Genomic DNA, 23,272 nt, shown 5'->3' with positions numbered 1-23,272 from the left:
ATGGCAAAATCGCTCTCCCGGCGCGAGCTGATATGGTTGGGGGTGGTGGTGACCATCGGCCTCGTGATCAGCTTCGTCCTGCAATACACGGCGCCACTCGGACAGGATGTCAGCGACAATAGTGGAGCGCGCGAGATTCTGGTCAGCAAGAAGGGCCCGGAGCGACCGGCCAAGAATGCGGACCTCACCCTTGTCGTTTTCACCGACTATCAGTGTCCCGCCTGCAAGCTCGCGCATCCCGCTATGGAACGGGCGGTCGAAGCAGACGGCCGCGTCCGCGTGCTCTACCGAGATCTGCCGATCTTCGGGCCAGTTTCCAAGAAGGCGGCCCGCGTCGCCATCGCTTCGAATTTTCAGGGCATTTACCCTGCGGTTCACCGTGTGTTGATGGATGAGCGTCGAGCGCTGACGCCTGCTGTATTGCGTCAGGCCGTTGAGGCGGCGGGCGGCGACTGGAACAGGATCGAGCGAGATCTCATCGAAAAGTCTACCGCGATCGATCTGACGCTCGCTCGGAACCAAGGTGACGCGTTTCGCCTGAACATCGTCGGCACGCCTGCGTATCTCGCCGGGCCGTATCTCGTTTCCGGAGCAATGAACGAGAGTGAATTTCGGCGAGCATTTGCTCTCGGTCGAGACATTGCACGAAAAAGCGCCCGCGCAGCTCGATCAGTGTGTTGCGCTCACTCTCCGAACATCTCGCGCTGCGCCTTTTCCAACTCTTCGGCATAGCGCCGGCGCACATAGGCTTCGGTCAAGATGCCCAGAACCTGTGACCGATCGTCAATGATAGCGAGTTCATCCGTCTGCGCCTCATCGAACGCCTGCATCACCTCGACGATGTCCATGTCGGGGCGAAGGATGAAATCCCTCGACACATCCAATGAGCCTACCGGCGCGCTTCCTTCGTGCACCTCGGCAAATGCCAGCGCTGGATCGATGATACCGGCGTAGCATTGCGCGTCGTCGACGAGCACCACCCGACTCGTCGATCCCAGGGGGAAGCGACGACGAAACTCGCCGATCGAGATGTTGGTCGCCGCCAGATTGGGTTCGCGTCGCATCATCCGACCAGCCGTCAGCGTCTTCACCCATCCGACATCGCGGGCGCTGCGGATCGTCTCGCCGCGAAGGTGCAGGCGCCAGGTCGAGAAGGAATAGCCGAAGAACTGGCGGACGATGATGGATGCAACCAGGCTTGCCGCAAGGACCGCGCCCGTCAGGCTGAAATTGCCGGTCGCTTCGAGAACCAGCATCGCCATGGTGAACGGTGCACCAATGATCGCCACAGCCATCGCAGCCATGCCGACCATCGCGGCATTTCCGGGATCGACGACCGGCTGCCCGGCGACCCAGGCAAGACCGCCCGCATAGAGCTGGCCAACCAGTGTTCCCAGAAAGAGCGACGCGAAGAACAGGCCTCCTCGAAATCCGAACCCAAGCGATACGACCGACGCCAGCGCCTTGGCGCCAAGAATGATCGCGAGCACGATCAATGGCGCCGACGATATCAAATCGATGTGCAGTGCACTGTGCCCCGCTGAGAGAACCTGGGGAGACGCCAGAGCGATCAGGGCGAGAATGGCACCGCCGACGACAGGGCGTGCCCAGGAAGGAAAGACAGCGCGCGACGAGCTTTCGACCAGCGCGACCGCGCGCATGATCGCAATACCGATCAGCGCGCAGCCGACGCCCAACCCGGCATAGATGAGATAGCCGAGCGTATGAATCTCCGGGCCTGGTCTTACATCGACAATGTACGGAACCACGCCCAGCCGCTGCGCCGTTTGTGCGCCGGCCAGGGCGGCCGCCACAACCGGTGCGATCGCCGCAGGGCTGTATGCGCCGATCACGACTTCGAACGCATAGAACGCGCCTGCAAGCGGAGCACCGAAAGCCGCCGCGATGGCTGCGCCCGCTCCCGAGCCGACCAAAGTTCGCACGTCCGTGCGCCGAAGGCTAAGCCAACGCGCCGAGAGCGAACCTGCGAGTGCGCCGAGCTGCGCATAGGCAGCCTCAAGCCCGACCGATGCGCCAAAGCCATTGGATATGATCGTTTGCCCGGACACGATCGCGCTGTCGGTCGACGACATGCGGCCACCGTGCAGTGCGTTGGCCTCGACGGCATCGACCAGTGATCGCCGCCGCGCCTTCACCGCGTAGTTGAACCCGACAAGGATCGCACCGCCGGCCGGTAGCAGGAACAGCTGCCACCAACTTAACGACGGGCTTCCGCTCAACCGCACACCGTCAGGTAGGCCGAAGAGATAATGCTGGAGGGTTCGTGCGATCGCGCCCTGCAGGACGGCGAAGAGTCCCGCAGCCATTCCAATCAGAATTGCAAGAAGGACGAACAGAATCTCGAAGGACCGGATTTGACCACCGATCCAGCGAAGCCATGCCGGACCGCGCCGAAGCGCTCTTGGAAGGCGCGGCACGCGCGATCTTGACTGGACCATCTACCACATTCTCACGATCCCCATGATTCTGCCACGGGTCCGGCTTTCAATCCGCGATTTTACGCCACGCTTTGAGCATCGACACTCTCGCACATTGCAGATTGCGCCGTGCTCGGCACCTCTAATCGACTCTTGTCTTCTACACGCGCCTTCTACAGGAGGGCGCTAAGCCCCTCACCCACCGCCGACGGATGCTCGATCACGCTAGGCCTCGAATGCCGAGATGATCGGGCATGCAACAGAGGTGTTTCCAGCGCATTCAGTGGCGAGACGCGCAAGTGAAGCCCGCGCTGACTGTAATTCGACGATCTTGGCGTCGATCGCCACGATTCGAGCTTCGGCGAGTGCATGCGCCCGGGTGCGGTCCTGCAATGCGTCCAGGCTAAGCAATTCTCCGATTTCCTCAAGCGTGAACCCTGCGGCCTGCGCCGAGCGGATGAAACGCAAGCGATGGACATCGTCGTCGCCGTACCGCCGGATGCCGTTGTCGCGCGTCGGCTCGGCCAACAACCCTCGCCGCTGATAATAGCGCACGGTCTCGACGCCAACGCCACCCTTCGCAGCGAGCTTGCCGATCGTCAGCGTTCCCATGCCTTGACTCCGTACCATGGTACAGCACCTATATGGATGGGAACCGATCAACCGCAAGGCGATAAGGACCCGGAATGACTGACCAATCCCCCAAGCGCGCGACGCTCTACCGCATGGTAATGCCCGAGCATATCTGTCCTTACGGCCTGAAGGCGAAGCACCTGCTCAAGACCCAAGCCTATGCGGTCGAGGATCGCTGGCTGACAACCCGTGCTGAGACTGACGCGTTCAAGGCCGAGCATGATGTGAAGACCACGCCGCAGACCTTCATCAATGGCCAGCGGATCGGCGGTTATGACGATCTGCGCCGCTTCTTCGGCAAGTCGGTGCCCGATCCCGACGCGACCAGCTATACGCCGGTGATCGCGGTCTTCGCGATGACCACGCTCATGGCGCTGGCGTTGAGCCAGTCGGTCTATGGCACGCCGCTTACGATGCACGCCGCCGAATGGTTCATCTCGCTCAGCATGTGCGTGCTGGCGCTGCTCAAGCTGCAGGATGTCGAGCGGTTCTCGTCGATGTTCCTCAACTACGACCTGCTGGCGCGGCGCTGGGTTCCCTATTCCTATGTCTATCCGTTCGCCGAAGGTGCGGCTGGCGTGCTGATGACCGCCGGTGTCCTGACCTGGCTGTCGGCGCCGGTGGCGCTGGTGATCGGGGGGATCGGTGCGGTATCGGTGTTCAAGGCGGTCTATATCGACAAGCGCGAGATCAAATGCGCCTGTGTCGGCGGATCGAGCAAGGTGCCGCTCGGCTTCGTCTCGCTGACCGAGAATGTGATGATGGTTGCGATGGCCATCTGGATGGGATCAGCGGTGCTCGGCATGATGCATGGCTGACGGGCGTTAGAGCGCGGAGGGCGGCGCCAGCGTGCCCAGCCACGCCACCGCCGCCAAGATCGCGAGCGCTGCGGAATATTCCAGCCAGAGGCTGGTTCGCAGTCGGGCGATAGCGGCAGGCCCGGGGTCATTGCCCAGAGCCGGTGCGAGTCGCCAGCGATGGCCGGCCGCAAGCACCAGCATCAGCCCGAACAAGGCGAGCTTGGCGAGCAGCAGACGTCCATAGTCGCTCGCGCCAAGCGCCAGCAGGCGGTCTGGCCCGACGAGGATGTAGAGATTGAGCAGGCCGGTCCCGATGAGCAGGCCGACGATGATCGTTCCCGCGCGCGAGAAGCCCGTCAGGGCCGCATGCGCGACTGCAAGCGCCTCGGGCTCGCGGGCCGCGCTCATTAGCATCAGGAATGCGACCAGCGCACCGACCCAGGCTGACGCTGCTAGCAGATGGATGATGTCGCCGACGAGCTGGACGGTGCCGAGGGCGCCTTCGCCGGCCGCGCCATGCCCGGTCCAGGCAAGGCTGGCGACAGCTATCGCGGCCAGCACAGTCGAGCACCAGCTATGAATGCGGGTCCAGCGCCCTGCCGGGAAGGCGAGCAGCAGGATACCGAACAGGCCGACGACGCGCGCGATCCACGCCCAGCCGATGCTGGTCTGGGTCAAGATCATGGTCAGCGTTGCGCGATCGATCGCCATGACGCCGACCCCCGACATCGCAGCCGTCATTAGCAGGATGGCGGCCGCGCTCAAGGCGACGCCGATCCCCGACAGTGCGATCACAGGCAATCGCAGCGTCAAAGCCGTAGCGCGCGCCACCCGCGGCAATCCGTAGATCGAGAATGCAGGAAGGCCGAACAAAGCGCCAAGGGCGAGATACAGCCCCCAGCGCACCGCCACCAGCGACCAGTCGGGCATCACCGGACGGTGAAGGTTACGCTGCCGGTCACGCGGTGGGTATCACCAGAAACCGCGTGCCAGTTGACGGCATAGCTGCCTACGCCAAGCGGCCGGCCGAATGTGATCTGCAAGGTCTTGCCGTCGGCGCCCACGCTGGTCCTCGCGCCGTTGATCTTCATCGGCGGATGATCCTTCATGCCGGGCATTCCGCTCATCACGATCTCGGCGCCGGACAGCGCGGGCATCAACGTCTCGCTGAACGTGAAGGTGACCTGACGCGGCGCGCTCACCGTCGCGGCGGCGGCAGGCGTGCTGCTCACCAGTTTGGGATGCGCAAAGGCAGGAGCGGCCACACCCAACGACAGCGCAGTCAGCGCAGAGAGCATCATCGTCTTGTTCATCGAACCACTCCAACTGTTTACAAGCATTCAATACGCAGCCCGATCTGCTATCCCTCGACGACAAAATATCTGCATGGGGCCGAGGGGCGAGACGCCCGGCTGCGTATGCTGGCGAGACGCATGGAGTGATGATGATGGACGTCGATACAGCCTTGCGGCGCCTGCATGACATGCCGGTCGATCCGCGGCTTGCTGGAATAGAGGCCGCCGTGTTCGACGGTATCGCCGCACGGGACGCACATGGCCAACCGCTGTCGGGCTCGCTGGTTGGGATCGCCGCCAGCTTCGCGCTCGTGGTTGGGCTGCTCGGCGCGGCATTCCCCGGCTATACCGAACCCGCGCCCTCGATCGCCCCGTTCGGTGCCCCCACCGCGCTCGCGCCATCGACGCTGCTGGGAACGGCGGAATGACCGACCGGCGTCGGTTGCTCCTGATCGCCGTCATCGCTTTTTTGGCGGCGGTCGCCGGCGCGTTTATCGGCCGCGCTTTCATCGCACGGCCCGCTCCGGTCGAGAATGAACTCCATGCGCTGCTGCACCATGACCTTGATCTCGACAGCGGCCAGAGGGCACGCATGGAGGAGATCGAACGCCGCTTCGCGCTGCGCAAACAGGCGTTGGAGCTTGAGCTGCGCGCCGACAATGCGACGCTCGCCGATGCCATCCAGTCCGAACATGGCTATGGCCCCGCCGTCGGCGCGGCGGTCGATCGCTCGCACCAAGCAATGGGCCAGCTCCAGAAGGAGACGCTCGAACACATCTTCGCCATGCGTGCCGTGCTCAAACCCGATCAGGCGGCCAAGTTCGATGCCGCAGTCGTCAAGGCGCTGACGGCCAAGGACCGGTGAGCCTCGATCTCGCCGGCTGCTCGGACGGCGAGCTGGCGGCGCTCGCGCTGGCCAAGCGGCAGGCGGCCTATTCGGAACTTATGCGGCGGCATCGCGAAAGTGTATTCCGGTTGTTGCGCGGCCTCGTCGGCGATGGCGACGCAGCGGTGGATCTGACCCAGCAGACCTTCATCGCCGCCTTTGCCGCGCTGGCGCGCTATGACGCCGAGCGCCCCTTCCGCGCATGGATCGGTCGGATCGCGATCAACAAGGCGCGCGACTGGTCGCGGCGCCGGGCGGTCCGCCGCTTTTTCACCTTCGCCCGGCCGATCGAGGAGGCGCATGCCGTCGCCGACACCACTGCCGCAAGCGATGTGCAGATCGCCGACCGGCGGGAGCTGGAACGGACGATGGCGGCCATCGCCGAACTGCCGGCGAACCTCCGGCAGGTACTCGTCCTGCGCGCCATCGAGGGCATGAGCCAGGCCGAGACCGCCGAGACCCTTGGGATCGGCGACAAGGCTGTCGAGACCAGGCTCTACCGCGCCCGCAAAAAGCTGGAGGAGATGCTGAGGGGTTGAAGCCATCGCTGCGTAAACCACCCATACGCACGCGACAGGGACTGCAATTTCATGGATTTCTCGACCGTCGATCGGCGCGCGCTGCTGCGCGGACTTGGATTGGCCGGCGGCACCGCAGCGCTCGCGGCATGGATGCCCGCCTGGGCGCAGCCGGTATCGCAAGGCCTGATCGCGCCGCTGCCGACCGTCTCGGGCGACGACATAACGCTGCGCATCGCCCGGCAGATGATGACGATTGACGGCCACCGCTCGCCCGCGATCGGGATCAACGGCACGGTGCCCGCGCCACTGATCCGGCTGCGCGAAGGCCAGAAGATACGGCTGAACGTCATCAACGATCTCGACGAGGACAGTTCTGTCCATTGGCATGGCCTGCTGGTCCCGCCGGAGCATGACGGCGTGCCCGGCATTTCTTTTCCGGGGATCAAGCCGCGCTCGAGCTATCTCTACGAGTTCCCGGTGCGGCAGAGCGGCACCTATTGGTATCACAGCCATTCGGGCTTCCAGGAGCAGCTTGGCCTCTACGGCCCGATCGTGATCGATCCCGCCAGCACCGATCCGGTCCAGTTTGACCGCGAGCATGTGATCGTGCTGTCGGACCACAGCCAGCTGTCGCCCGAGGCGATCTTCCGCCGGATGAAGGTCAATCCGGGCCATTTCAACTTCCAGCGCCAGACGCTGTCAGGACTCCTTTCGGGTCGCGACCAGAAGCTCAAGGACCGGATCGACTGGGGCAAGATGCGGATGGATCCAGCCGACATCTCCGACGTCACCGGAGCGGCCTACACCTATCTCGTCAATGGACATGGGCCGGCCGATAACTGGACGGCGCTGTTCACCCCGGGCGAGCGTGTTCGGCTCCGCGTGATCAACGCCTCGTCGATGACGACATTCAACGTCCGCATTCCCGGGCTCAAGCTCATGATCGTGCAGGCCGACGGACAGAATGTGATGCCGGTCGCGGTCGACGAGTTCCAGATCGGCGTCGCCGAGACCTATGACCTGATCGTCACGCCGACCGAGGACAAGGCGTTCACGCTGGTAGGCGAGGCGGTCGATCGGTCGGGCATGGCTCGCGCAACGCTCGCGCCGCGCGCTGGCATGATCGCGCCGGTCCCGCCCCTGCGCCAGCGCCCGCTCGCCACCATGAAGGACATGGGCATGGATATGGGCGGCGACATGCCGCCGCGCGGCGTCGATCCCAGCGCCGAGCAGAATGTCTCGCGAACGCTCGCGACGCCGGGAACCCCTGCCGTTGTGCCGATGGCCGGGATGGATCACGGCCCGATGAATCATGGTGCAATGGACCATTCGGCGATGCCGGGGATGGATCATGGCGAAATGTCGGGCGGCGCAATGGCCGGCCACGACATGGGCTCGATGAGCATGCGCGATTTCGGCAATGCGCCGCAGGTGAAGCGCGGACCGGGCGTGCAGACGATCTCGCCAATGCCGGTCGATCGCACTGGCGAACCAGGCCAGGGCCTCGCCGATGTCGGGCACAAGGTGCTGGTCTATCGCGACCTGATGGCGCTGACACGCAATCCCGACGTCCGCGCGCCCTCGCGCAGCATCGACATTCACCTCACCGGCAACATGGAGCGGTTCATGTGGTCGCTCGACGGCGAGAAGATGTCGGACGTCCATGAGCCGATCCCGTTCATCGAGGGCGAGCGGGTGCGGGTGAACCTCATCAACGACAGCATGATGGCCCACCCGATCCACATCCACGGCCATTTCTTCGAGCTGGTGACGGGGCATGGCGATCATCGCCCCCGCAAGCATACGGTGATCGTCCAGCCCGGCGGCATCGTCACCTGGGACTTCACCGCCGACGCGGTCGGCGACTGGGCGTTTCACTGCCACCTGCTCTACCACATGGCCGCGGGCATGATGCGCGTCGTCAGCGTGCGCCCGAAGGGAGACGCGGCTTGATGCGTCTCGCCATGCTGCTGTCGGCGAGCGCCGTCTTTGCGCTCGCGACGCCGGCCGCCGCACAGGAGCACTCGATGCATGACATGCCGGGCATGGTCATGCCGACGGCCAAACCCAAACCTAAGCCGAAGCCAAAACCCAAGGCCACCACACCCGCGCCGCGCCGACCGCAACCCGCAGCGAAGCCTGCTGCCCCAGCGCCCACTGGTCACGAAGGCCACGACATGAGCGGCATGGCCAGTCCGGCTCAGTCGGCGCCGGCCAAGGATCAGGATACGATGCCGGGCATGGACATGCCGGCCGACCATCGCGGACATGACATGGCGGCGATGTCCTCCGGAGAACCAGTCGGCACCGATCTGCCTGCCGGAAGCGCGCCCGCGCCAACACCGCCGATGGACCACTATGCCGATCGCCAGTTCCCGCCGGCCGACATGGCGCATGCCCGCGACATGATGATGCGCGAGAGCGGCGGGCAGACGATGGCAACGGTGATGTTCAACCTCGCCGAATATCAGGCGCGCAAAGGCCGCGACGGCTATCGCTGGGACGGCGAGGCGTGGCTGGGGGGCGACATCAACCGGCTGACCATCAAGTCCGAGGGCGAAGGCGTGCTGCGCAAGGGCGTCGAAGCCGCCGAGGTGCAGGCGCTCTACAGCCGCGCCATCGGCCCCTACTTCAACCTCCAGGCCGGCGTCCGGCACGACTTCAAGCCTGGCCCGTCGCGCACCTATGCCGTGATCGGGTTCGAGGGCCTCGCGCCCTACTGGTTCGAGGTCGAAGGCGCGGCATTTCTGTCTGACAAGGGAGACGTGCTCGGCCGCCTTGAAGGCTATTATGATCAGCGCCTGACGCAGCGCCTGGTCCTGCAGCCGCGCGTCGAGCTTAACCTCGCTGCGCAGGACGTGCCGGAAAATCGCATCGGCGCCGGGCTTAGCAGCGCCGAGCTGGGCCTACGCCTGCGCTACGAGATCACGCGCCAGTTCGCGCCGTATGTCGGCATCTCCTACGAAGCGAAAACCGGTCAAAGCGCCCGCTATGCGCGCACCGACGGTGACGATTCGACGACGACAAGTTTCGTCGCTGGTGTGCGGGTCTGGTTCTGATGAGAAGCTTCGTCGCCATCCACTGACTTGGATAACGAAACCAGGATCGAGAGGACAGTCGACTGGAAAAGCCTGGCAAAAAGGAAGCCCGTAGCATCGGCGACGGCATGGGATACGGCCGATTCGCCGCGATGATCGCGACATCGACGATCGTGATGTTCGGTCTTATGTACCTTAACACCTATGCGCTCGACCATGTCGAGTTCAGCCAGACCCGGATGTGGATGGCACTCCTGATGGGCGCGGTCATGGCGATCATCATGATCGGGTTCATGTGGGGGATGTACGCGAACCGGCGCGTGAACATTAGCATCGTTGCCGGCGCCGCCGTCGTGTTCGCCGGCGCCCTGTGGCTCGTGCGCAGCCAGGAAACTGTCGACGACGTCGCTTACATGAAGGCGATGATCCCGCACCACTCGATTGCGATCATGACGAGCGAGCGGGCGCATATCCGTGACCCGGAGGTCCGCAGACTGGCCGACGGCATCATCGACGCCCAGGTTCGAGAGATCGCCCAGATGAAGCGGATGACTGCCCGCTTGCAAGCCAATCCGGTGCCTGCCGGCGCGCCAGACCTCAAGTCTTGTCGCGATCTCGGTACGCGCCCCCCGCCCCTCAAACCGACGAAAGAACCGGCATCGGCACGCGAAAAACGGTGGAATAAGGGCCGCTTCTCGTCTCCCCGCGCGAGGCAGTCGTTGACAGGCCGCCGTCGATAGGTCAGGCACGCTTTCGAGGCGATGGATTTCCGCCGGGCTTCGGCCGAACCGCTCCTCGGAGCTGATGATTCCTACCTGCTGCGGTCACGCAACAAGGAGGAATCGTGCGCGCGTCTTTTGCTAATCTTGTCCAATTGCTGAACCTGACGTCGCGTGCGATGGCCCAGCGCGGCCATGCCGCTTCGGTGCTGCGCTGGACACTGCTGCTCGTACCGATGGCAACCGCGGTCGGCACGCTGTGCGCAGCCTTCCTTTGGAGCCTCGACGCCGCGACGCGCGCGCGCTTCGAATATCCGTGGCTGCTGTTCCTGCTGCCCGTCGGCGGTGCCGGGGTCGGCTGGCTCTATCACCGGCTCGGCCGTTCGGTGGAGGGCGGCAACAACCTCATCGTCGAGCAGATACATGAACCCGGCGGCGGCGTCCCGCTCCGCATGGCGCCTTTGGTCTTCCTCGGCACGATCGTCACACACCTGCTCGGCGGCTCGGCGGGCCGCGAAGGAACGGCGGTGCAGCTTGGCGGCAGCCTGGCCAGCGCGGTGGCCGGCTGGTTCCGGCTCGATCCATCGAGCGTAAAGATCATCCTGATGGCCGGGGTCGCCGCGGGCTTCGGCGCGGTGTTCGGCACGCCGCTCGCGGGCGCGGTATTCGCGCTTGAGGTGCTGGCGGTCGGCCGGGTCGAGTATGCCGCGCTGGTGCCCTGTTTGGTCGCGGCTCTGGTCGGCGACTGGACCTGCCATGCTTGGGGGATCCACCACTCCGCCTACACCGTCGCTGCGTTCGCACCCGCCGAGCACGGCTTGCTGTTCGAGCCTGTCCTGCTATTCAAGGCGGCTCTTGCCGGTATCGCCTTCGGCTTTGCGAGCCTTGTCTTCGCCGAGGCCAATCATGCGCTGAGCGGCTGGCTCAAGAAGCTGATGCCTTATGGTCCGGCACGCCCGGCGATCGGCGGCGTGGCCGTCATCGCGCTCACCTATCTTGTCGGCACGCGAGCCTATCTCGGACTCGGCGTCTGGAGCCTGATCCCCGGAGACCCGACCATCGCTGGCTTTTTCCAGCCCGGCCCGGACGGCTGGAGCTGGGCGGTCAAGATGCTGTTCACGGTCGTGACGTTGAGCGCTGGTTTCAAGGGCGGCGAGGTCACGCCGCTCTTCTTCATCGGCGCCGCGCTAGGTCATGCGCTCGCCGCACCGCTCGGTGTGCCAGTAGATCTGTTCGCGGCGCTCGGCTTCGTCGCGGTGTTCGCGGGCGCCGCCAACACGCCGCTCGCCTGCACGATCATGGGTATCGAGCTGTTCGGCGCGGACACGGCGGTTCCCCTCGCGGTGGCATGCTTCGTCGCCTATGTCTGCTCGGGGCATAACGGCATTTATCTGTCGCAGCGTGTCGCTGTGCCCAAGCGGTCGCGTGCCATCCTGCCGCCCGACATGACGCTGCGTGATGCCCGCGCACTGCGGGCCGCACCCGATTTTTCCAGTCTCTTCGCCCCCAGCAGCCAGGAACGCATATCCATGTCCGACATTCATCATGTGACGCCGAGCGAAATCGGCATGATCCGCATCTACCTGAAGCCCAGCGATAAAGCGCCGAAGGGTGCATCCAAATCACGCTGGGGCGCCAAACCGCTCTACCGGACGCTCGTCGCGCAGGCGAAGGCAGACGGCATCATGAACGCCGTCGCCCATCACACCCATTATGGCTATAGCAATCACGGCCCGGTGCGCGAGAACGGTGCGGAGATCGCCGACCCCCATCTGACGATGTGTGTCGAGCTGATCGGCCAGCGCGCGCAGCTCGAGGCTTTCTGCCGGGCGCATGGCGAGATGCTGACGACGAAGGTGATCGTATACAAGCATCTCGAGCATTGGAGCGTTGGCCCCGCCGGCGTCCGGCAAGATGACGCCGCACCGGAAGAACTGACAATGGAGGCGGAATGAGCAAGCGCGGGGCTCGTCCGATGGCATCCGCTGCCTCCGCATCCTGGATCGTCTGGGCTCTGCTCTCCGCCACCTTCGCGGCCATGACCGCGATCTTTGCCAAGATCGGTGTGGAGGGGATCGATTCCGATCTTGCCACATTCTTCCGCACGATCATCATCATCGTCGTTCTCGGCGCGCTGCTGGGCGTGACCGGCAAGTTCCAGCCCATCGGTGACATCGGCCCGCGATCCTGGCTTTTCCTCGGGCTCTCTGGCCTCGCGACCGGCCTGTCCTGGCTCTGCTATTTCCGCGCACTCAAGATCGGCGACGCGGCACGTGTGGCGCCGATCGACAAGCTTAGCGTCGTCTTTGTCGCGATCATCGGCGTGACAGTGCTTGGCGAGCATCTCTCGCTGCGCGGATGGCTCGGCATCGTCCTGATTGGCGGCGGTGCGGTGCTGGTCGCTACGGCCTGAAACTCTTTTCGAACATGATCACAGGGAGACCGAAATGCGATTGGTGAGATGGCTTGTGACGACGACGCTTTGTGTGGCAGCAAGCGCCGCCGGTGCCCGCCTACCAGCGCTCCAACGCCAACCGCCGCACAACGTCATCCTTGTGGTGATCGACGGTTTGCGGGGAAGGATCGTCACGCCGCAGACCGCGCCGGAAATTGCACGACTGCGCGACGCGGGGAGCTATTTCCCCAACAGCCATTCGGTCTTTCCGACCTTCACCACCGCCAACGCTTCAGTGCTCGCAACCGGCCATCAGCTCGGCGACACGGGCGATTTCAGCAACACAATCTACACCGCCAGACAGATCGCGAGCGCGGGCGGCAGCGTAACACCGTTTCTCGAAAATGACGCCGTGCTGGGCGAGCTCGACGCGGCATTCGGCGGCAATTATCTCGACGAGACGACGGTGCTGGAGGCTGCGCGCCAAGCCGGATACGGCACAGCCGCGATCGGGAAGCTCGGGCCAGCCCTGATCCAGGATCATGTCGCCCGCGATGGTGCGACGACGATCATACTGGACGATACGACCGGACAGCATGGCGGCATCCCACTTTCGTCCGACATTGCCGCGAAATTGACCGCTGCAGGCCTGCCGCTCTCTACGCCAGGTCGCGGCGCCAATGGCAAATCGGGCGACTGCCGCACTCCGGGCACGATATCGGCCAACAATGCGCAGCAGGACTTTTTTATAGATGCCACAACTAGAGTCGTCCTGCCGACATTGAAAGCGCGCAACCGGCCGTTCGCGATGGTGTTCTGGTCGCGCGATCCCGATGGCACCCAGCACAATCAGGGTGACAGCCTCAATCGGCTGACGCCCGGCATCAACGGACCGTCGACCTTCGCCGCGATCCGCAACGCCGATGGCGATCTTGGCAAGCTGCGTGCGGCGCTCGATCGGCTCGGCCTTGCGGCAACGACCGACATCATCGTCACCTCGGATCACGGCTTCTCGACCATCTCCAAGCAGAGCGGGAGCAGCCCATCGGCCAAACAAACATACACCGATGTGCCGCCCGGCCTCCTGCCGCCGGGCTTTCTCGCCCTTGATCTGGCAAACGCGCTGGATTTCCCAATCTTCGATCCCGAAGCGCATGACAGCCGGCTTGCCGAAGGTGCCCATCCAAGCCGGGGCAATGCGCTGCTTGGCCCGGACCCGGCGAATCCCTGGCTCGTTGTGGCTGAAAACGGTGGCTCCGATCTGCTCTATCTGCCGACGCATGATCGTGCTCTCGCGGCGAGGACGATCAACGCATTGCTGGCACAGGACTATGTGAGCGGCATTTTCGTCGATGATGCCCTTGGCGAATATGCGGGGACGCTGCCGCTCTCGGCAATCAACCTCAAAGGACGTGCTGCGACGCCGACGCCATCGATCGTCGTCAACTTCCGATCGACAAGTTCCGGCTGCGCGATACCGACCAATTGTCAGGTCGAAGTGGCCGACAGTAATCTGCAACAGGGCCAGGGAATGCATGGCAGTTTCGGGAGAGGCGACACTCTTAATTTTACTGCGGCGATCGGGCCGGACTTCCGCACCCGCTTTGTGGATGTTGCACCCGTCAGCAATGTGGACGTCGGTCGGACGATGCTGCACCTGCTTGGGTTAGCACCTCCGGCCAGCGGCAAACTCGTCGGGCGAGTCTTGGGCGAGGCGATGCCCGGCCAACCCATGCCGAAGACACGCTCTCGCGAAATACGATCCAAACCTGCTGCCAATGGTCTGCGCACCACGCTGAGTTTTCAGGAAGTGGGCTCCATCCGCTATCTCGACGTAGGCGGTTTTGCCGGGCGAACCCTAGGCCTCGCTTCGCGGTCGAAGGTCGGCCAATGACGGGCGCGACTTCCCTTTTTGGACCGGTCATTCTCGGCATTGTCGAGGGTCTTACCGAGTTTATCCCGGTATCTTCCACCGGCCATCTCATTCTAGCCGAGCAGTTGATTGGATATCGTGGCGCTCAGGCCGGAATCGTTGAAGTCGTAATCCAGGTCGGTGCAATCCTTGCCATATGCTGGCTCTATCGTGCTCGCCTCTGGTCCGTCGCACGCGGTCTGCCGTCGGATTCGGACGCCCGGCGCTTTGCGCGCAACGTGATGATCGCTGTCGTGCCGACCGTCATCGTGGGGGGGTTAGCACATGATTTCATCAAGACCACGCTCTTCTCACCCCATGTCGTGGCGGTCAGTTTGACCTTGGGCGGTGCAGCTATCGTCGTGATCGAACGATGGGCTGCGCGACGAACGACTGAAGCCGACGTCGAGCATTTATCTGCATCGCGCGCGCTAGGCGTAGGTTTCTGCCAGTTGCTCTCGCTCATTCCGGGCGTGTCGCGATCGGGGGCGACGATCATGGGCGGCCTCGCGATCGGCATAGATCGGAAGACAGCAACCGAATTCTCTTTCTTTCTTGCGATCCCCACGATGTTCGGAGCGGCGGCGCTCGACCTTTTCAAAAATCGCGACCTGATCTCGGCTGGCGACATGATGGCAATAGTAGTCGGAACGATCGTCTCGTTCCTGGTCGCGATAATCGTTGTAAAATGGCTCGTCGAATTTGTCGGCCGCCATGGGTTCACTATATTCGGCTGGTACCGGATCGGCGCCGGCGTTGTGGCCTTGGCACTCCTGAACTGGCACTGAGTCGCGGAGTCCCAACAGAAGGGCGGCACCGAATAACGCGCACGATCCGCTACTGGCACCAATTTTCGCGACAGTGCTTCAACGTCGCAGAGGATCGAAGGACGTTCCTCCCCTTAATGAGCCAAGAGAACCGGCATCGTCGCGTTGTCGAGCAAATGTCGGGTGGTCCCACCGAGTAGCCATTCGATGAGCTGATTATGCCGATACGCTCCGCACACCAGCAGATCGGCGCCTGCCAACCCTGCTTCTTCAGCGATCTGCGCACCGATATTCGAACCGGGCTTCTTGTCCGCCTGACGCTGATCGATCGTGAGCCCCCCCAGGCCATTCTCGGCGAGCACACCCTTCGAGTTTTGATCGCCGATATGCAGCGCAACGATGCGTCGGGCTGCTTCCAGCCAAGGCCGCGCGGCGACTAGCGCATGGTGTTCGGCACTCGTGTCGGCGATGCCGATGGCTACCGTGCCGAACCCGGTCCCGTCGCTGCCCGTAGGAGAGAGCGTATGAGGTATAAGTAGCAGCGGCTTGTCCAGACGCATCAAAGCAGCGTGAAATGCGTCGCCCGTGTCCATGTCGTGGTTTCGCACCATGACTAGCAGGTCAGCATCACGGGCAGCCTGCATCAGGCCTTCCTCCTCCTGAGCGACCAAGGTTCGCCATTGGATGGCGCTGCCGCCATGGTCGGACGACCATGCATCGAACGCGACCTTGATGGCCTTGCATTTGTCGCTCGCGGTTCCTTCGCGCGCTTCGCGCATGCGCTGGAACTCGATTTCCTCGCTGGCCGCGATGATGTGCTCGGGATCGACGACGATGTGCAGCGCCTCCAGTTCGGCGGAAGGCACCGCGATCGCCGCTCTGACGGTCGCATCCAGGCACGCTTCGACGCTGTCCGCCTGGTTGAGGATGGCTATGATCTTCATGGGTCAGTTCCGGATGAGGCGGGAAAGGGAAATCGGCGCGGAATAACCGAGCCACACGGCGAAAAGACAGAGAACAACGGAACATAGTATGTTGGCGCCCGCGCGGACCGGGTCGCCTGCCTGGAGCAGTGCCAGCGTCTGGAGGCTGAAAGACGAAAACGTCGTATAGCCACCGCAGAAACCAACGAGCATGAAGAGGCGGAATTCAGGCGAGACCGCCCAGCGCCCGTCGGGCCCGGTGAGCGAAGCCAGCAACCCGATCATGAACGAGCCGCTGATATTGACTAGCACCGTTCCCCAAGGAAACATTTCACCGGTCCGCGCCACAATTGCGATGTTGATCCAGTAGCGCGTTAGCGATCCCAGGGCGCCGCCCAGCGCGACAAGCAGAGATGCCATCACAGGCGCGATCCTGGCCGCGAATGTTGCGACTGATCAATGTTCACTGTTCACCTCGTTCACCACCATATTGATTGCGCGGCTTGGCCTGCCGCTTCGGCAACGCGATACGACTATCACAGATTGCTTCCCTTTAGGCATCAGCACGCGGTCGCTTAGGGGAGCGTGATCGGTTAATTGTGGCGCATGAATTCAGCGTCCGATCTAGCCCTAGCCTATCTCCTCTTTGAATGGACGATCCGCCTCGTCATGGTGGTCGTCATCCCGCTTCGGCGCCCACCGGAGGCCGCGCGGAGCTGGCTGCTTCTAGTCCTGTTCCTGCCGGTGCCCGCGCTGATCCTTTACCGTATGATTGGTCGAGCCGGCTTTCCGGCCTGGCGGCGCGAGCGATTCGAGCGGACGGCCAGTGAACGCGAGTCCGTATCCACCGGGCTGGACAGCTGCGGGCAGGACCTGTTCCCGCTCCTGCGCCTCGCCCGCCACCTTGGCGGATTTCCTGCATGCGATGGCAACGCCGTCGCACTGCTAACGGACTATGACGCGACGATCGACGCGATGGTCGTCGCGATCGACGAGGCTGAAACGCGCGTCCATCTCCTGACGTATATTTTCGCCGATGACCGCACCGGCACCAAGGTCGCACAGGCACTCGGACGTGCGAAGGCGCGGAGTGTCGACGTACGCGTGCTGGTCGATGCGCTGGGCTCCCGGCCTTGGGCAAAGCGGAGCATGGCGCTGCTGGCAGGCCTTGGCATCGACGCCCGGCTGGTTCTGCCGGTCCGCTTCGCCGTTTTGCGCCGCGCCCGGAGCGACCTGCGCAACCACCGCAAGCTGTGCCTGATCGACGGGCAAATAGGATTTGTAGGGTCTCAGAATATTGTCGATCGCGATTTCAAGCCGGGCATCGTCAATGATGAACTGGTCGCGCGGGTCGAGGGGCCGGTCGTCGCTGCGCTCGACGCGGTCTTCGCCAGCGACTGGTAGATGGAAACCGAGCGAGTGATCGCCCCCTTGGCAGTTCCTGGAGTCGCGGGCAGCGCAATCCTTCAGGCGATGCCCAGCGGCCCCGATTTCGGGGTGCCCGGATTCGAGCGGCTCCTGGTCGAACTGGTGCACGGCGCGGCGCAGCGTGTCGCGATCGTCTCGCCATATCTGATCCCCGACGAGGCGCTGCTGACCGCCATCAAGAATGCAACCGCACGAGGCGTCACGGTCGATCTGATCGTGTCGCAGGCCGTCGACCAGCGCCTCGTCAGCTTCGCGCAGCGATCCTATTATCAGGAGCTTCTGGAAGCCGGGGTGCGACTGCACCGATATCGCGACCATCTGCTCCACGCGAAGAATGTCTCGATCGACGGCGCGATCGGCATCATCGGTTCGAGCAATGCGGACGTGCGCTCGTTCATGCTCAATGCCGAGATCAGCCTCATTCTTCACGATCCCGACGCCAGCGCCGAACTCGCCGCGATCCAGCAGGTCTATATCGACCGCAGCGAGCTTCTCACCCTGGACGGATGGAAGCGCCGCTCCATAGGCGCGCGCCTGCTCGAAAACCTGGCGCGACTCGTTAGCCCCCTGCTCTAGCTTCGCGACGACCCCGGATGAGATGAATGGCCAAGCCGAAGATGATAGCGACAGCGACCAACGGAAGCAGGACATGCTCCACGGCGCGAACGTGGCCGAACATCGCCTCGATCGCCTGCCCGAACACATAGCCCAGACTGATGAACACAGTAGCCCAAACCAGGGCCGCGACCGCGTTGATCAGGAGGAAGCGAGAAGCTGGCAGGCTGGTCGTGCCGATCGCGAGCGGACTGATCGAGCGCAGCCCGTAGAGGAATCGGAACGCGAAAACGAACAAAGTGGGATGACGCTCGAACGCGCCTAGCGCGCGCTGGAAACCCGGACGCGCCCGGATACGTCGCACGTAGGAATGATTGCGAAAGTGGCGGCCGAGCGTGAAAAAGAGCTGGTCGGCGAGGAACGACCCAAGCGATGCCGCGAGAATAGCAGGCAGAAACGCCAGTATGTCGCGATGAACCATGATTCCGCCGAGGATCACAACGGTTTCGCCCTCAATGCCGGCACCAAGACCGACCGCCCACAGGCCGTAGTCGGCGATGAGATGCTCGAGGATCATCAGCGATACTCAAAGAGCGGCATTACATCGCAGGGCTCTTCGTCTGGTGCGCGGGCTGATCGCAACTGACTCATCAATTTGTCGTGGCCTGTCGTTGCACAACCGCGCCCGGAGCGTCGGGATCGCCGACACGGATCACAAGATAGCGCCGCTGCGCCGGCGTCGCGTCGGTCACGATCTGCCGGATCGGCCCTACGGCGTTGACGATGGCCGCTCCCGCTGGGTTGGTCATGAACTTGGCAAGCGGCTGGACCGCGCCCGTTCCATCGGGATTGGCGGCGAGGCCGAGCGTGAACGGCTGCTTGGGCGGTAGGCCGGCGACGGCCGCCTGCAGGATCTGGACCTGTCCCTGATCGAACAATGTGACCTGGCTCTGGCCCTGGCCGGATAGGGTCAACTGCACCTTGCCGTTCGCTTTTTCGAGCGGGACGAGATTGGTCATGCCATCCCCTGAAGGCACCGCGCCGGGCACATAGGCGACGCCCTGCGGCCCCTGTCCGATCGGGATCGTGGTGAGCAGGCGATTGGTAACGGTATCGATCACCGCGACGCCGTCGCCATTCTCCAACCCGACATAGATACGGCTGCCATCGCCCGATGGCCACAGGCCGTGCGGCAACGCGCCCACAGGAACGGTCGCAACCTGTTCGAAGTTATCGGTGCGGAAGACCTTGACGATATTCTGCGTGCCGACTGTCACATAAGCGAACTGGCCGCGTGGCGTGCGGGCGATGTTCACGTGATTGGTGATCGCGCCGGTGTCGATGGACTTGAGCACCGCGAACGGTGGCTTGGCATCGAACACCATGACCTTGCCGACGTCCTTGAGCGTCAGCCAGACCTGCCTGCCGTCCGGCGTCGCAGCGATGTCGGGGCAGAACGGGCTGTCCTGCTTTACACGCCCGACGATGCGCTTGGTGTGGGCGTCGATCACGACGGTCTCCGGCGAGAAGCTGGAGCAGACGTAACCGTATTTGCCGGTGGGTGAGAAGATCGTCATACCCGGCCCGTTTGGAACGGCGATCCTGCCGGTCTCCTTGAAGCTGCTGCCGTCGAGCACCGCGATATAGTCCTCGCCGCGCACGCTCACCCAGACCTCGCGGCCATCGGGACGGAAGAACGCTTCGTGCGGCGAGCGGCCGACGTAGGTCGTGTGCTTGATGGCGTTGGTGGCGGTGTCGATGAACGTCACCGAATTAGACCCGATCGAGATGACCGCAAGCGTCCTGCCGTCGGGCGAGAAGCCCATGCCGTGGACAAGCAGCTGACCCTTGTAGAGCGGGCTGAGATTGGCGGGTGTCATATCGCCGAGCTTGATCACGCCCAGCAGCCGATTGGTCGACGGATCGATGACCGAGACAGTGTTGGAGAACTGGTCCGAGGTGTAAAAGCGGTCCTGCGCGCTGATCGGGCGGTCGGGCTTTGCATTGGGAACCTGCTGCGCGAATGCCGTGCCGGTGAGCAGGCTAATCGCTGGCAGCACGGCGAGCACCATCGTGAAGGTCTTCATTGTCCGTCTCCCTGATGCTGATGCTGCGCATTCTGTGGTGCGCCTTTCTCGGCCAGGATCGCCTGCATGACGGCGATCTCCTGGCGTTGTTCGACGATAATGCCCTGCGCGAGCCGGCGCAGCCGCTCGTCCTTGCCGTAGCGAAGCTGCGCCTCCGCCATCTCTATCGCGCCCTGATGATGTGGGATCATCATCGCCGCGAAGTCTCGGTCAGGATCGCCGGACAGCGCCACCATCATTGCGTGGTGCATGCGCTCCATCGCGGCGGCCATATCGGTGGAGAGGTCCTGTGGCGCCGCCGCAAGCGCGCCTGCCGATGCCGCGAAGCTGAGGCCGGCAAGGCCCAGGATCAGTTTCAAGGGCATCTTCTTGTCAACATCACATAACCTTAGCATTCGAGGCAGATGGCGACCAAGCCAACAGAACGGCAAAGTATTGGCGAGCAGACTTCGCTGCCAATTGCGCGAACCTTCGCAGCGGCCTCGCGAAACCGTGGAAGATAAACACGCGAGGCCACGCACCATGTGACATTACACTTCTCGAGCCGCCGCACTATTGCTGCCAACCCCATTTGCGAAATATCGCAGCACCCTGCGGGCTGGACAGAAAGCGGACAAACGCCATGGCGCCCGGCTTGTCATTGCCGCGCGCGGTCAGCGCAACGCCTGCATCGCGGTAGACGCGGCGGTTGGCCTCAAGCGGCACGACGTCGGCAACGCCAGGATTGGCCTTCGCCCAGATCGGGAAGGTGACCCAGGCGTCGATGCTCGGATCCGCTTTCCAGCCTTTCAGCCCAAGTGCCGTGTTCTTGGCATAGAGCATGATATTGCCGCGAAACGTCTTGAGCGTGGCGATATCGCCATCCTTGCCGGCGATGTCTTCCCACATGCCCTGTTGGCCGGCGCCATCGACGACCGCAATCTTGATGCCCGGCTTGAGCAGATCGGCGAAACCGCGAATGTGCTTCGGATTGCCGGGACGGACGAGAATGCCAGCTGGACGCATGTAGAGCGGCGTGACCGTCGCGGGCATGATCGCACCGGCAAAGGTCGCGACGAAGTCACTCATCATGACTTCGGACCCGCTGTAGATGACGTCACCATCGGCTTTCATCGCGTCGGACCATTCCGGGGTCGGGCCGGCCGTGACGATCACCTCAACGCCATTCGCCTTGCCGAAGGTCGCAGCCGCTTCCTTCATGGCAGGCGCAGGACCGCCTGGACCGTACACATGGATGGTTTCGGCAGATGCCGGGAGCGCCATGGTTGCAGCAGCAACGGCTGCGAGCAGCAGGGATTTCATTGTGTGGTCTCCTGATAGGGCTTGAAGCCGTAGCGGCCGAAGATGGCGAGCGCCTCCGGCGACCGGATGAATTCCAGCCAGCGTTTGGCGGCTTCCGGGTGCGGCGCATCCTTGGCCATGGCGCCCGCATAGATGGCAGTCTGATTCTGTGCGGCAGGAATCTCGACGCCTTCGATCGGGTGCCCAGCCTGCATCTGGAACGCAACTTCGGACTGCCAGGTCACGCCCGCCTGCGCCTTGCCCTGCATGATCCAAAGCGGCGTCTGTCGGTGGTGAATATGGGTCAGGATCGAAGTGCCATCGGCTACCTTGGCCTTGTAGACCTTGTCGGCAAGCGGTTTGCCACCAGCGGCTTCCAGCGCGGAAGAAATCTGCCGTGCGATCCCTTCGAACTCGGGATTGGGCATCGCCAGCTTGATACTGGCGCCTCCCAGACTGGCAAGCCCGGTGACCTTGGCCGGATTGCCCTTGGGCACCATGATCGCCAGCGTGTTGGTGACATAGGGGACAACCGGCCCGACCAGCAAACCGTCATCCATCTGCTTTTGAACGGCGTTCTTGCCGGCCAAATAGACGTCCGGCTTGACCGTCCACGTCATGTTGCCAACCGTGATCGTGCCGCCCATTTTCATCTGCCGGACAAGCAGTCCCGGCGGGATCGTTTCCCAATAGAGGCGCCCCTTATATTCGGGGTAGCGCTGCTCGAACGCGGCGACGAGCGGTGCCATCGCGAAGAAGTAATTGCCGCCCACATAAAGCGACAGCATCGGATCCTGCGGGCTGCCGTGGAAGTCGGCGAGATTGTCGGCGTCCGCTATAGTGAACTCGAAGCCGCGCATGGCGGCATCATTGTTTCTCCCCCCCTGCCACGGCGGATAGACGCCGAGATCAGTTACCTTATTCGCGTCCTGCGACTGGGCGGCGGCGGGCATGGCTCCAGCCAGGCTCAGGACGGCCGCCGCAAGCGCGGCGAGCTTTGCATAGTGCATCGTTGAAACTCCCGGGCTGGCATCAAAGAGGCATGAGCACATAACCGTCATGCTCCAGCGTGGTGACGGTGGTCAGGCCGGACAGGGCTAGCGTCACGCTTTTGTCGACCCAATCATCCTGAAAATCATGCTCGGCAACCGCCTGTGCGCAGACCGAAACATCGACACCCGCCGTGCGCAATTGCTCGACAAGCGGAAGGTTCGGGTTCGCGACACCGAACTTGGCGCGATATTGCGCATCGTTGAGGACGAGCGGTGTCGCCTCGCCATAGGCCACCGCCACGAACTTCAAATTCTTGAGCGGCACGCCCGATGCGACGTACAGGTTCACCGTCCGCGCGACGCGATCGAGCGCGGGATTGACCTCACCGGGCTGCTTCGAGCCTTTGGTGAGCGCGAATATGATCTTGTAAGTTTGGTCCGCGCGCGGCTTGTAGGCGGCATCGGCCACGTAATGGATCTTGCCATATCCGTGGATCGTCGGCGTCGTCCAGAAATCCTTCGGCATATCCGCTCCCATCGCCATCCCGGCAAATCCAAGTGCAATGGCAGCGGCACCGGTCTTCATCAGCCTTCGCATCGTA

26 protein-coding genes and 1 riboswitch are annotated in these 23,272 nt (G+C 63.3%); of the genes, 14 read left to right on the top strand and 12 right to left on the bottom strand.

Features of this window, described 5'->3' with window-relative positions:
- The gene (locus F7P65_RS00620; RefSeq protein WP_150289938.1) at window positions 1-732 is read left to right on the top strand and encodes a DsbA family protein; all 732 of its coding nucleotides are present in this window, start codon (window positions 1-3) and stop codon (window positions 730-732) included.
- Here the strand turns inward: F7P65_RS00620 and F7P65_RS00615 are convergent.
- The gene (locus F7P65_RS00615) at window positions 684-2,459 is read right to left on the bottom strand and encodes a chloride channel protein (protein WP_150289937.1); all 1,776 of its coding nucleotides are present in this window, start codon (window positions 2,457-2,459) and stop codon (window positions 684-686) included. The two genes, F7P65_RS00620 and F7P65_RS00615, sit on opposite strands and share 49 nt — an antisense overlap.
- Window positions 2,460-2,663: 204 nt before the next feature.
- On the bottom strand, window positions 2,664-3,050 hold the full coding sequence (locus tag F7P65_RS00610) for a MerR family transcriptional regulator (protein WP_205451864.1): 387 nt from the start codon (window positions 3,048-3,050) through the stop codon (window positions 2,664-2,666).
- 74 nt (window positions 3,051-3,124) lie between these two features.
- Between F7P65_RS00610 and F7P65_RS00605 the strand changes: the two genes are divergently transcribed.
- The gene (locus F7P65_RS00605) at window positions 3,125-3,889 is read left to right on the top strand and encodes a glutaredoxin family protein (RefSeq protein WP_150289935.1); all 765 of its coding nucleotides are present in this window, start codon (window positions 3,125-3,127) and stop codon (window positions 3,887-3,889) included.
- Window positions 3,890-3,895: 6 nt separating this feature from the next.
- Here F7P65_RS00605 and copD read toward each other — a convergent pair whose 3' ends face one another.
- Both copD and copC read right to left on the bottom strand, forming a co-directional pair.
- Entirely contained in the window at window positions 3,896-4,801 is a 906-nt protein-coding gene (gene copD, locus F7P65_RS00600) for a copper homeostasis membrane protein CopD (protein WP_150289934.1), read from the bottom strand.
- Window positions 4,801-5,184 (bottom strand): copper homeostasis periplasmic binding protein CopC, encoded by a 384-nt coding sequence (gene copC, locus F7P65_RS00595; protein ID WP_150289933.1) that lies wholly within the window; start codon window positions 5,182-5,184, stop codon window positions 4,801-4,803. The genes copD and copC overlap by 1 nt, the downstream gene beginning before the upstream one ends.
- Window positions 5,185-5,312: 128 nt before the next feature.
- Between copC and F7P65_RS00590 the strand changes: the two genes are divergently transcribed.
- The 10 genes from F7P65_RS00590 to F7P65_RS00545 all read left to right on the top strand — a co-directional run bounded on the left by F7P65_RS00590 (window position 5,313) and on the right by F7P65_RS00545 (window position 15,425).
- Window positions 5,313-5,594 (top strand): hypothetical protein, encoded by a 282-nt coding sequence (locus tag F7P65_RS00590; RefSeq protein WP_205451861.1) that lies wholly within the window; start codon window positions 5,313-5,315, stop codon window positions 5,592-5,594.
- Window positions 5,591-6,031 carry a Spy/CpxP family protein refolding chaperone gene (locus tag F7P65_RS00585; protein ID WP_150289931.1) on the top strand — a complete coding sequence of 147 codons (441 nt, stop codon included), beginning with the start codon at window positions 5,591-5,593 and terminating at the stop codon, window positions 6,029-6,031. The genes F7P65_RS00590 and F7P65_RS00585 overlap by 4 nt, the downstream gene beginning before the upstream one ends.
- Window positions 6,028-6,591 (top strand): RNA polymerase sigma factor, encoded by a 564-nt coding sequence (locus tag F7P65_RS00580; protein WP_205451858.1) that lies wholly within the window; start codon window positions 6,028-6,030, stop codon window positions 6,589-6,591. The genes F7P65_RS00585 and F7P65_RS00580 overlap by 4 nt, the downstream gene beginning before the upstream one ends.
- A 51-nt stretch (window positions 6,592-6,642) precedes the next feature.
- A complete protein-coding gene (locus F7P65_RS00575; RefSeq protein WP_150289930.1) occupies window positions 6,643-8,526 on the top strand; it encodes a copper resistance system multicopper oxidase in 1,884 nt (627 codons plus the stop codon).
- Entirely contained in the window at window positions 8,523-9,632 is a 1,110-nt protein-coding gene (locus F7P65_RS00570) for a copper resistance protein B (protein WP_420853279.1), read from the top strand. Before F7P65_RS00575 ends, F7P65_RS00570 begins: the two co-directional genes overlap by 4 nt.
- 107 nt (window positions 9,633-9,739) lie before the next feature.
- Window positions 9,740-10,351 (top strand): DUF305 domain-containing protein, encoded by a 612-nt coding sequence (locus tag F7P65_RS00565; protein WP_150289929.1) that lies wholly within the window; start codon window positions 9,740-9,742, stop codon window positions 10,349-10,351.
- Window positions 10,352-10,359: 8 nt separating this feature from the next.
- Window positions 10,360-10,432, top strand: a riboswitch (Fluoride riboswitch).
- Between the two features lie 23 nt (window positions 10,433-10,455).
- On the top strand, window positions 10,456-12,285 hold the full coding sequence (locus tag F7P65_RS00560; protein ID WP_240334142.1) for a DUF190 domain-containing protein: 1,830 nt from the start codon (window positions 10,456-10,458) through the stop codon (window positions 12,283-12,285).
- A gap of 20 nt (window positions 12,286-12,305) precedes the next feature.
- Window positions 12,306-12,743: an EamA family transporter gene (locus F7P65_RS00555; RefSeq protein WP_150289969.1), complete on the top strand. Its 438-nt coding sequence runs from the start codon at window positions 12,306-12,308 to the stop codon at window positions 12,741-12,743.
- A 55-nt stretch (window positions 12,744-12,798) separates the two neighbouring features.
- Window positions 12,799-14,619, top strand: coding sequence for an alkaline phosphatase family protein (locus F7P65_RS00550; protein ID WP_205451855.1), 1,821 nt, complete (start codon window positions 12,799-12,801; stop codon window positions 14,617-14,619).
- Window positions 14,616-15,425 (top strand): undecaprenyl-diphosphate phosphatase, encoded by an 810-nt coding sequence (locus F7P65_RS00545; RefSeq protein WP_150289927.1) that lies wholly within the window; start codon window positions 14,616-14,618, stop codon window positions 15,423-15,425. The genes F7P65_RS00550 and F7P65_RS00545 overlap by 4 nt, the downstream gene beginning before the upstream one ends.
- 113 nt (window positions 15,426-15,538) lie before the next feature.
- Here F7P65_RS00545 and F7P65_RS00540 read toward each other — a convergent pair whose 3' ends face one another.
- Window positions 15,539-16,348: a universal stress protein gene (locus F7P65_RS00540; RefSeq protein WP_149524055.1), complete on the bottom strand. Its 810-nt coding sequence runs from the start codon at window positions 16,346-16,348 to the stop codon at window positions 15,539-15,541.
- Window positions 16,349-16,351: 3 nt separating this feature from the next.
- Window positions 16,352-16,747 (bottom strand): fluoride efflux transporter CrcB, encoded by a 396-nt coding sequence (gene crcB / locus F7P65_RS00535; RefSeq protein ID WP_149524056.1) that lies wholly within the window; start codon window positions 16,745-16,747, stop codon window positions 16,352-16,354.
- Window positions 16,748-16,933: 186 nt separating this feature from the next.
- Here crcB and F7P65_RS22550 point away from each other — a divergent pair, with 186 nt between their 5' ends.
- Window positions 16,934-17,731 carry a phospholipase D-like domain-containing protein gene (locus tag F7P65_RS22550; RefSeq protein WP_338053868.1) on the top strand — a complete coding sequence of 266 codons (798 nt, stop codon included), beginning with the start codon at window positions 16,934-16,936 and terminating at the stop codon, window positions 17,729-17,731.
- A gap of 27 nt (window positions 17,732-17,758) precedes the next feature.
- The gene (locus tag F7P65_RS22545; RefSeq protein ID WP_338053867.1) at window positions 17,759-18,331 is read left to right on the top strand and encodes a phospholipase D-like domain-containing protein; all 573 of its coding nucleotides are present in this window, start codon (window positions 17,759-17,761) and stop codon (window positions 18,329-18,331) included.
- On the opposite strand, the gene F7P65_RS00525 is transcribed toward F7P65_RS22545, so the two are convergent.
- From F7P65_RS00525 to F7P65_RS00500, 6 genes are all read right to left on the bottom strand, one after another.
- On the bottom strand, window positions 18,315-18,887 hold the full coding sequence (locus tag F7P65_RS00525) for a DedA family protein (protein WP_150289926.1): 573 nt from the start codon (window positions 18,885-18,887) through the stop codon (window positions 18,315-18,317). The two genes, F7P65_RS22545 and F7P65_RS00525, sit on opposite strands and share 17 nt — an antisense overlap.
- A 73-nt stretch (window positions 18,888-18,960) precedes the next feature.
- On the bottom strand, window positions 18,961-20,397 hold the full coding sequence (locus F7P65_RS00520) for a YncE family protein (protein WP_150289925.1): 1,437 nt from the start codon (window positions 20,395-20,397) through the stop codon (window positions 18,961-18,963).
- Window positions 20,394-20,762 carry a CopM family metallochaperone gene (gene copM, locus F7P65_RS00515; protein WP_150289924.1) on the bottom strand — a complete coding sequence of 123 codons (369 nt, stop codon included), beginning with the start codon at window positions 20,760-20,762 and terminating at the stop codon, window positions 20,394-20,396. Before copM ends, F7P65_RS00520 begins: the two co-directional genes overlap by 4 nt.
- A gap of 187 nt (window positions 20,763-20,949) precedes the next feature.
- Complete coding sequence (locus F7P65_RS00510; protein ID WP_150289923.1) at window positions 20,950-21,699, bottom strand: substrate-binding domain-containing protein; 750 nt, start codon at window positions 21,697-21,699, stop codon at window positions 20,950-20,952.
- The gene (locus tag F7P65_RS00505; RefSeq protein ID WP_150289922.1) at window positions 21,696-22,688 is read right to left on the bottom strand and encodes a substrate-binding domain-containing protein; all 993 of its coding nucleotides are present in this window, start codon (window positions 22,686-22,688) and stop codon (window positions 21,696-21,698) included. The genes F7P65_RS00510 and F7P65_RS00505 overlap by 4 nt, the downstream gene beginning before the upstream one ends.
- 22 nt (window positions 22,689-22,710) lie before the next feature.
- Entirely contained in the window at window positions 22,711-23,256 is a 546-nt protein-coding gene (locus tag F7P65_RS00500) for a DsrE family protein (protein ID WP_150289968.1), read from the bottom strand.
- Window positions 23,257-23,272 lie beyond the last annotated feature (16 nt).

Source organism: Sphingobium estronivorans, from assembly GCF_008692605.1.
Classification (GTDB): Bacteria; Pseudomonadota; Alphaproteobacteria; order Sphingomonadales; family Sphingomonadaceae; genus Sphingobium; species Sphingobium estronivorans.
Note: the sequence above shows the minus strand (reverse complement) of the source record. Positions and strands in the feature narration are given on the sequence as shown.

What these genes read in the sequence shown, in the direction of transcription:
- copM (WP_150289924.1), bottom strand. Translation starts at nt 20,762, where the DNA reads ATGCCCTTGAAACTGATCCTGGGCCTTGCCGGCCTCAGCTTCGCGGCA.
- copD (WP_150289934.1), bottom strand. Translation starts at nt 4,801, where the DNA reads ATGCCCGACTGGTCGCTGGTGGCGGTGCGCTGGGGGCTGTATCTCGCC.
- F7P65_RS22550 (WP_338053868.1), top strand. Translation starts at nt 16,934, where the DNA reads ATGAATTCAGCGTCCGATCTAGCCCTAGCCTATCTCCTCTTTGAATGG.
- F7P65_RS00545 (WP_150289927.1), top strand. Translation starts at nt 14,616, where the DNA reads ATGACGGGCGCGACTTCCCTTTTTGGACCGGTCATTCTCGGCATTGTC.
- F7P65_RS00540 (WP_149524055.1), bottom strand. Translation starts at nt 16,348, where the DNA reads ATGAAGATCATAGCCATCCTCAACCAGGCGGACAGCGTCGAAGCGTGC.
- crcB (WP_149524056.1), bottom strand. Translation starts at nt 16,747, where the DNA reads ATGGCATCTCTGCTTGTCGCGCTGGGCGGCGCCCTGGGATCGCTAACG.
- F7P65_RS00505 (WP_150289922.1), bottom strand. Translation starts at nt 22,688, where the DNA reads ATGCACTATGCAAAGCTCGCCGCGCTTGCGGCGGCCGTCCTGAGCCTG.
- F7P65_RS00565 (WP_150289929.1), top strand. Translation starts at nt 9,740, where the DNA reads ATGGGATACGGCCGATTCGCCGCGATGATCGCGACATCGACGATCGTG.
- F7P65_RS00575 (WP_150289930.1), top strand. Translation starts at nt 6,643, where the DNA reads ATGGATTTCTCGACCGTCGATCGGCGCGCGCTGCTGCGCGGACTTGGA.
- F7P65_RS00620 (WP_150289938.1), top strand. Translation starts at nt 1, where the DNA reads ATGGCAAAATCGCTCTCCCGGCGCGAGCTGATATGGTTGGGGGTGGTG.
- F7P65_RS00510 (WP_150289923.1), bottom strand. Translation starts at nt 21,699, where the DNA reads ATGAAATCCCTGCTGCTCGCAGCCGTTGCTGCTGCAACCATGGCGCTC.
- F7P65_RS00590 (WP_205451861.1), top strand. Translation starts at nt 5,313, where the DNA reads ATGATGATGGACGTCGATACAGCCTTGCGGCGCCTGCATGACATGCCG.
- F7P65_RS00525 (WP_150289926.1), bottom strand. Translation starts at nt 18,887, where the DNA reads ATGATCCTCGAGCATCTCATCGCCGACTACGGCCTGTGGGCGGTCGGT.
- copC (WP_150289933.1), bottom strand. Translation starts at nt 5,184, where the DNA reads ATGAACAAGACGATGATGCTCTCTGCGCTGACTGCGCTGTCGTTGGGT.
- F7P65_RS00500 (WP_150289968.1), bottom strand. Translation starts at nt 23,256, where the DNA reads ATGAAGACCGGTGCCGCTGCCATTGCACTTGGATTTGCCGGGATGGCG.
- F7P65_RS00605 (WP_150289935.1), top strand. Translation starts at nt 3,125, where the DNA reads ATGACTGACCAATCCCCCAAGCGCGCGACGCTCTACCGCATGGTAATG.
- F7P65_RS00610 (WP_205451864.1), bottom strand. Translation starts at nt 3,050, where the DNA reads ATGGGAACGCTGACGATCGGCAAGCTCGCTGCGAAGGGTGGCGTTGGC.
- F7P65_RS00555 (WP_150289969.1), top strand. Translation starts at nt 12,306, where the DNA reads ATGGCATCCGCTGCCTCCGCATCCTGGATCGTCTGGGCTCTGCTCTCC.
- F7P65_RS00585 (WP_150289931.1), top strand. Translation starts at nt 5,591, where the DNA reads ATGACCGACCGGCGTCGGTTGCTCCTGATCGCCGTCATCGCTTTTTTG.
- F7P65_RS00615 (WP_150289937.1), bottom strand. Translation starts at nt 2,459, where the DNA reads ATGGTCCAGTCAAGATCGCGCGTGCCGCGCCTTCCAAGAGCGCTTCGG.
- F7P65_RS00520 (WP_150289925.1), bottom strand. Translation starts at nt 20,397, where the DNA reads ATGAAGACCTTCACGATGGTGCTCGCCGTGCTGCCAGCGATTAGCCTG.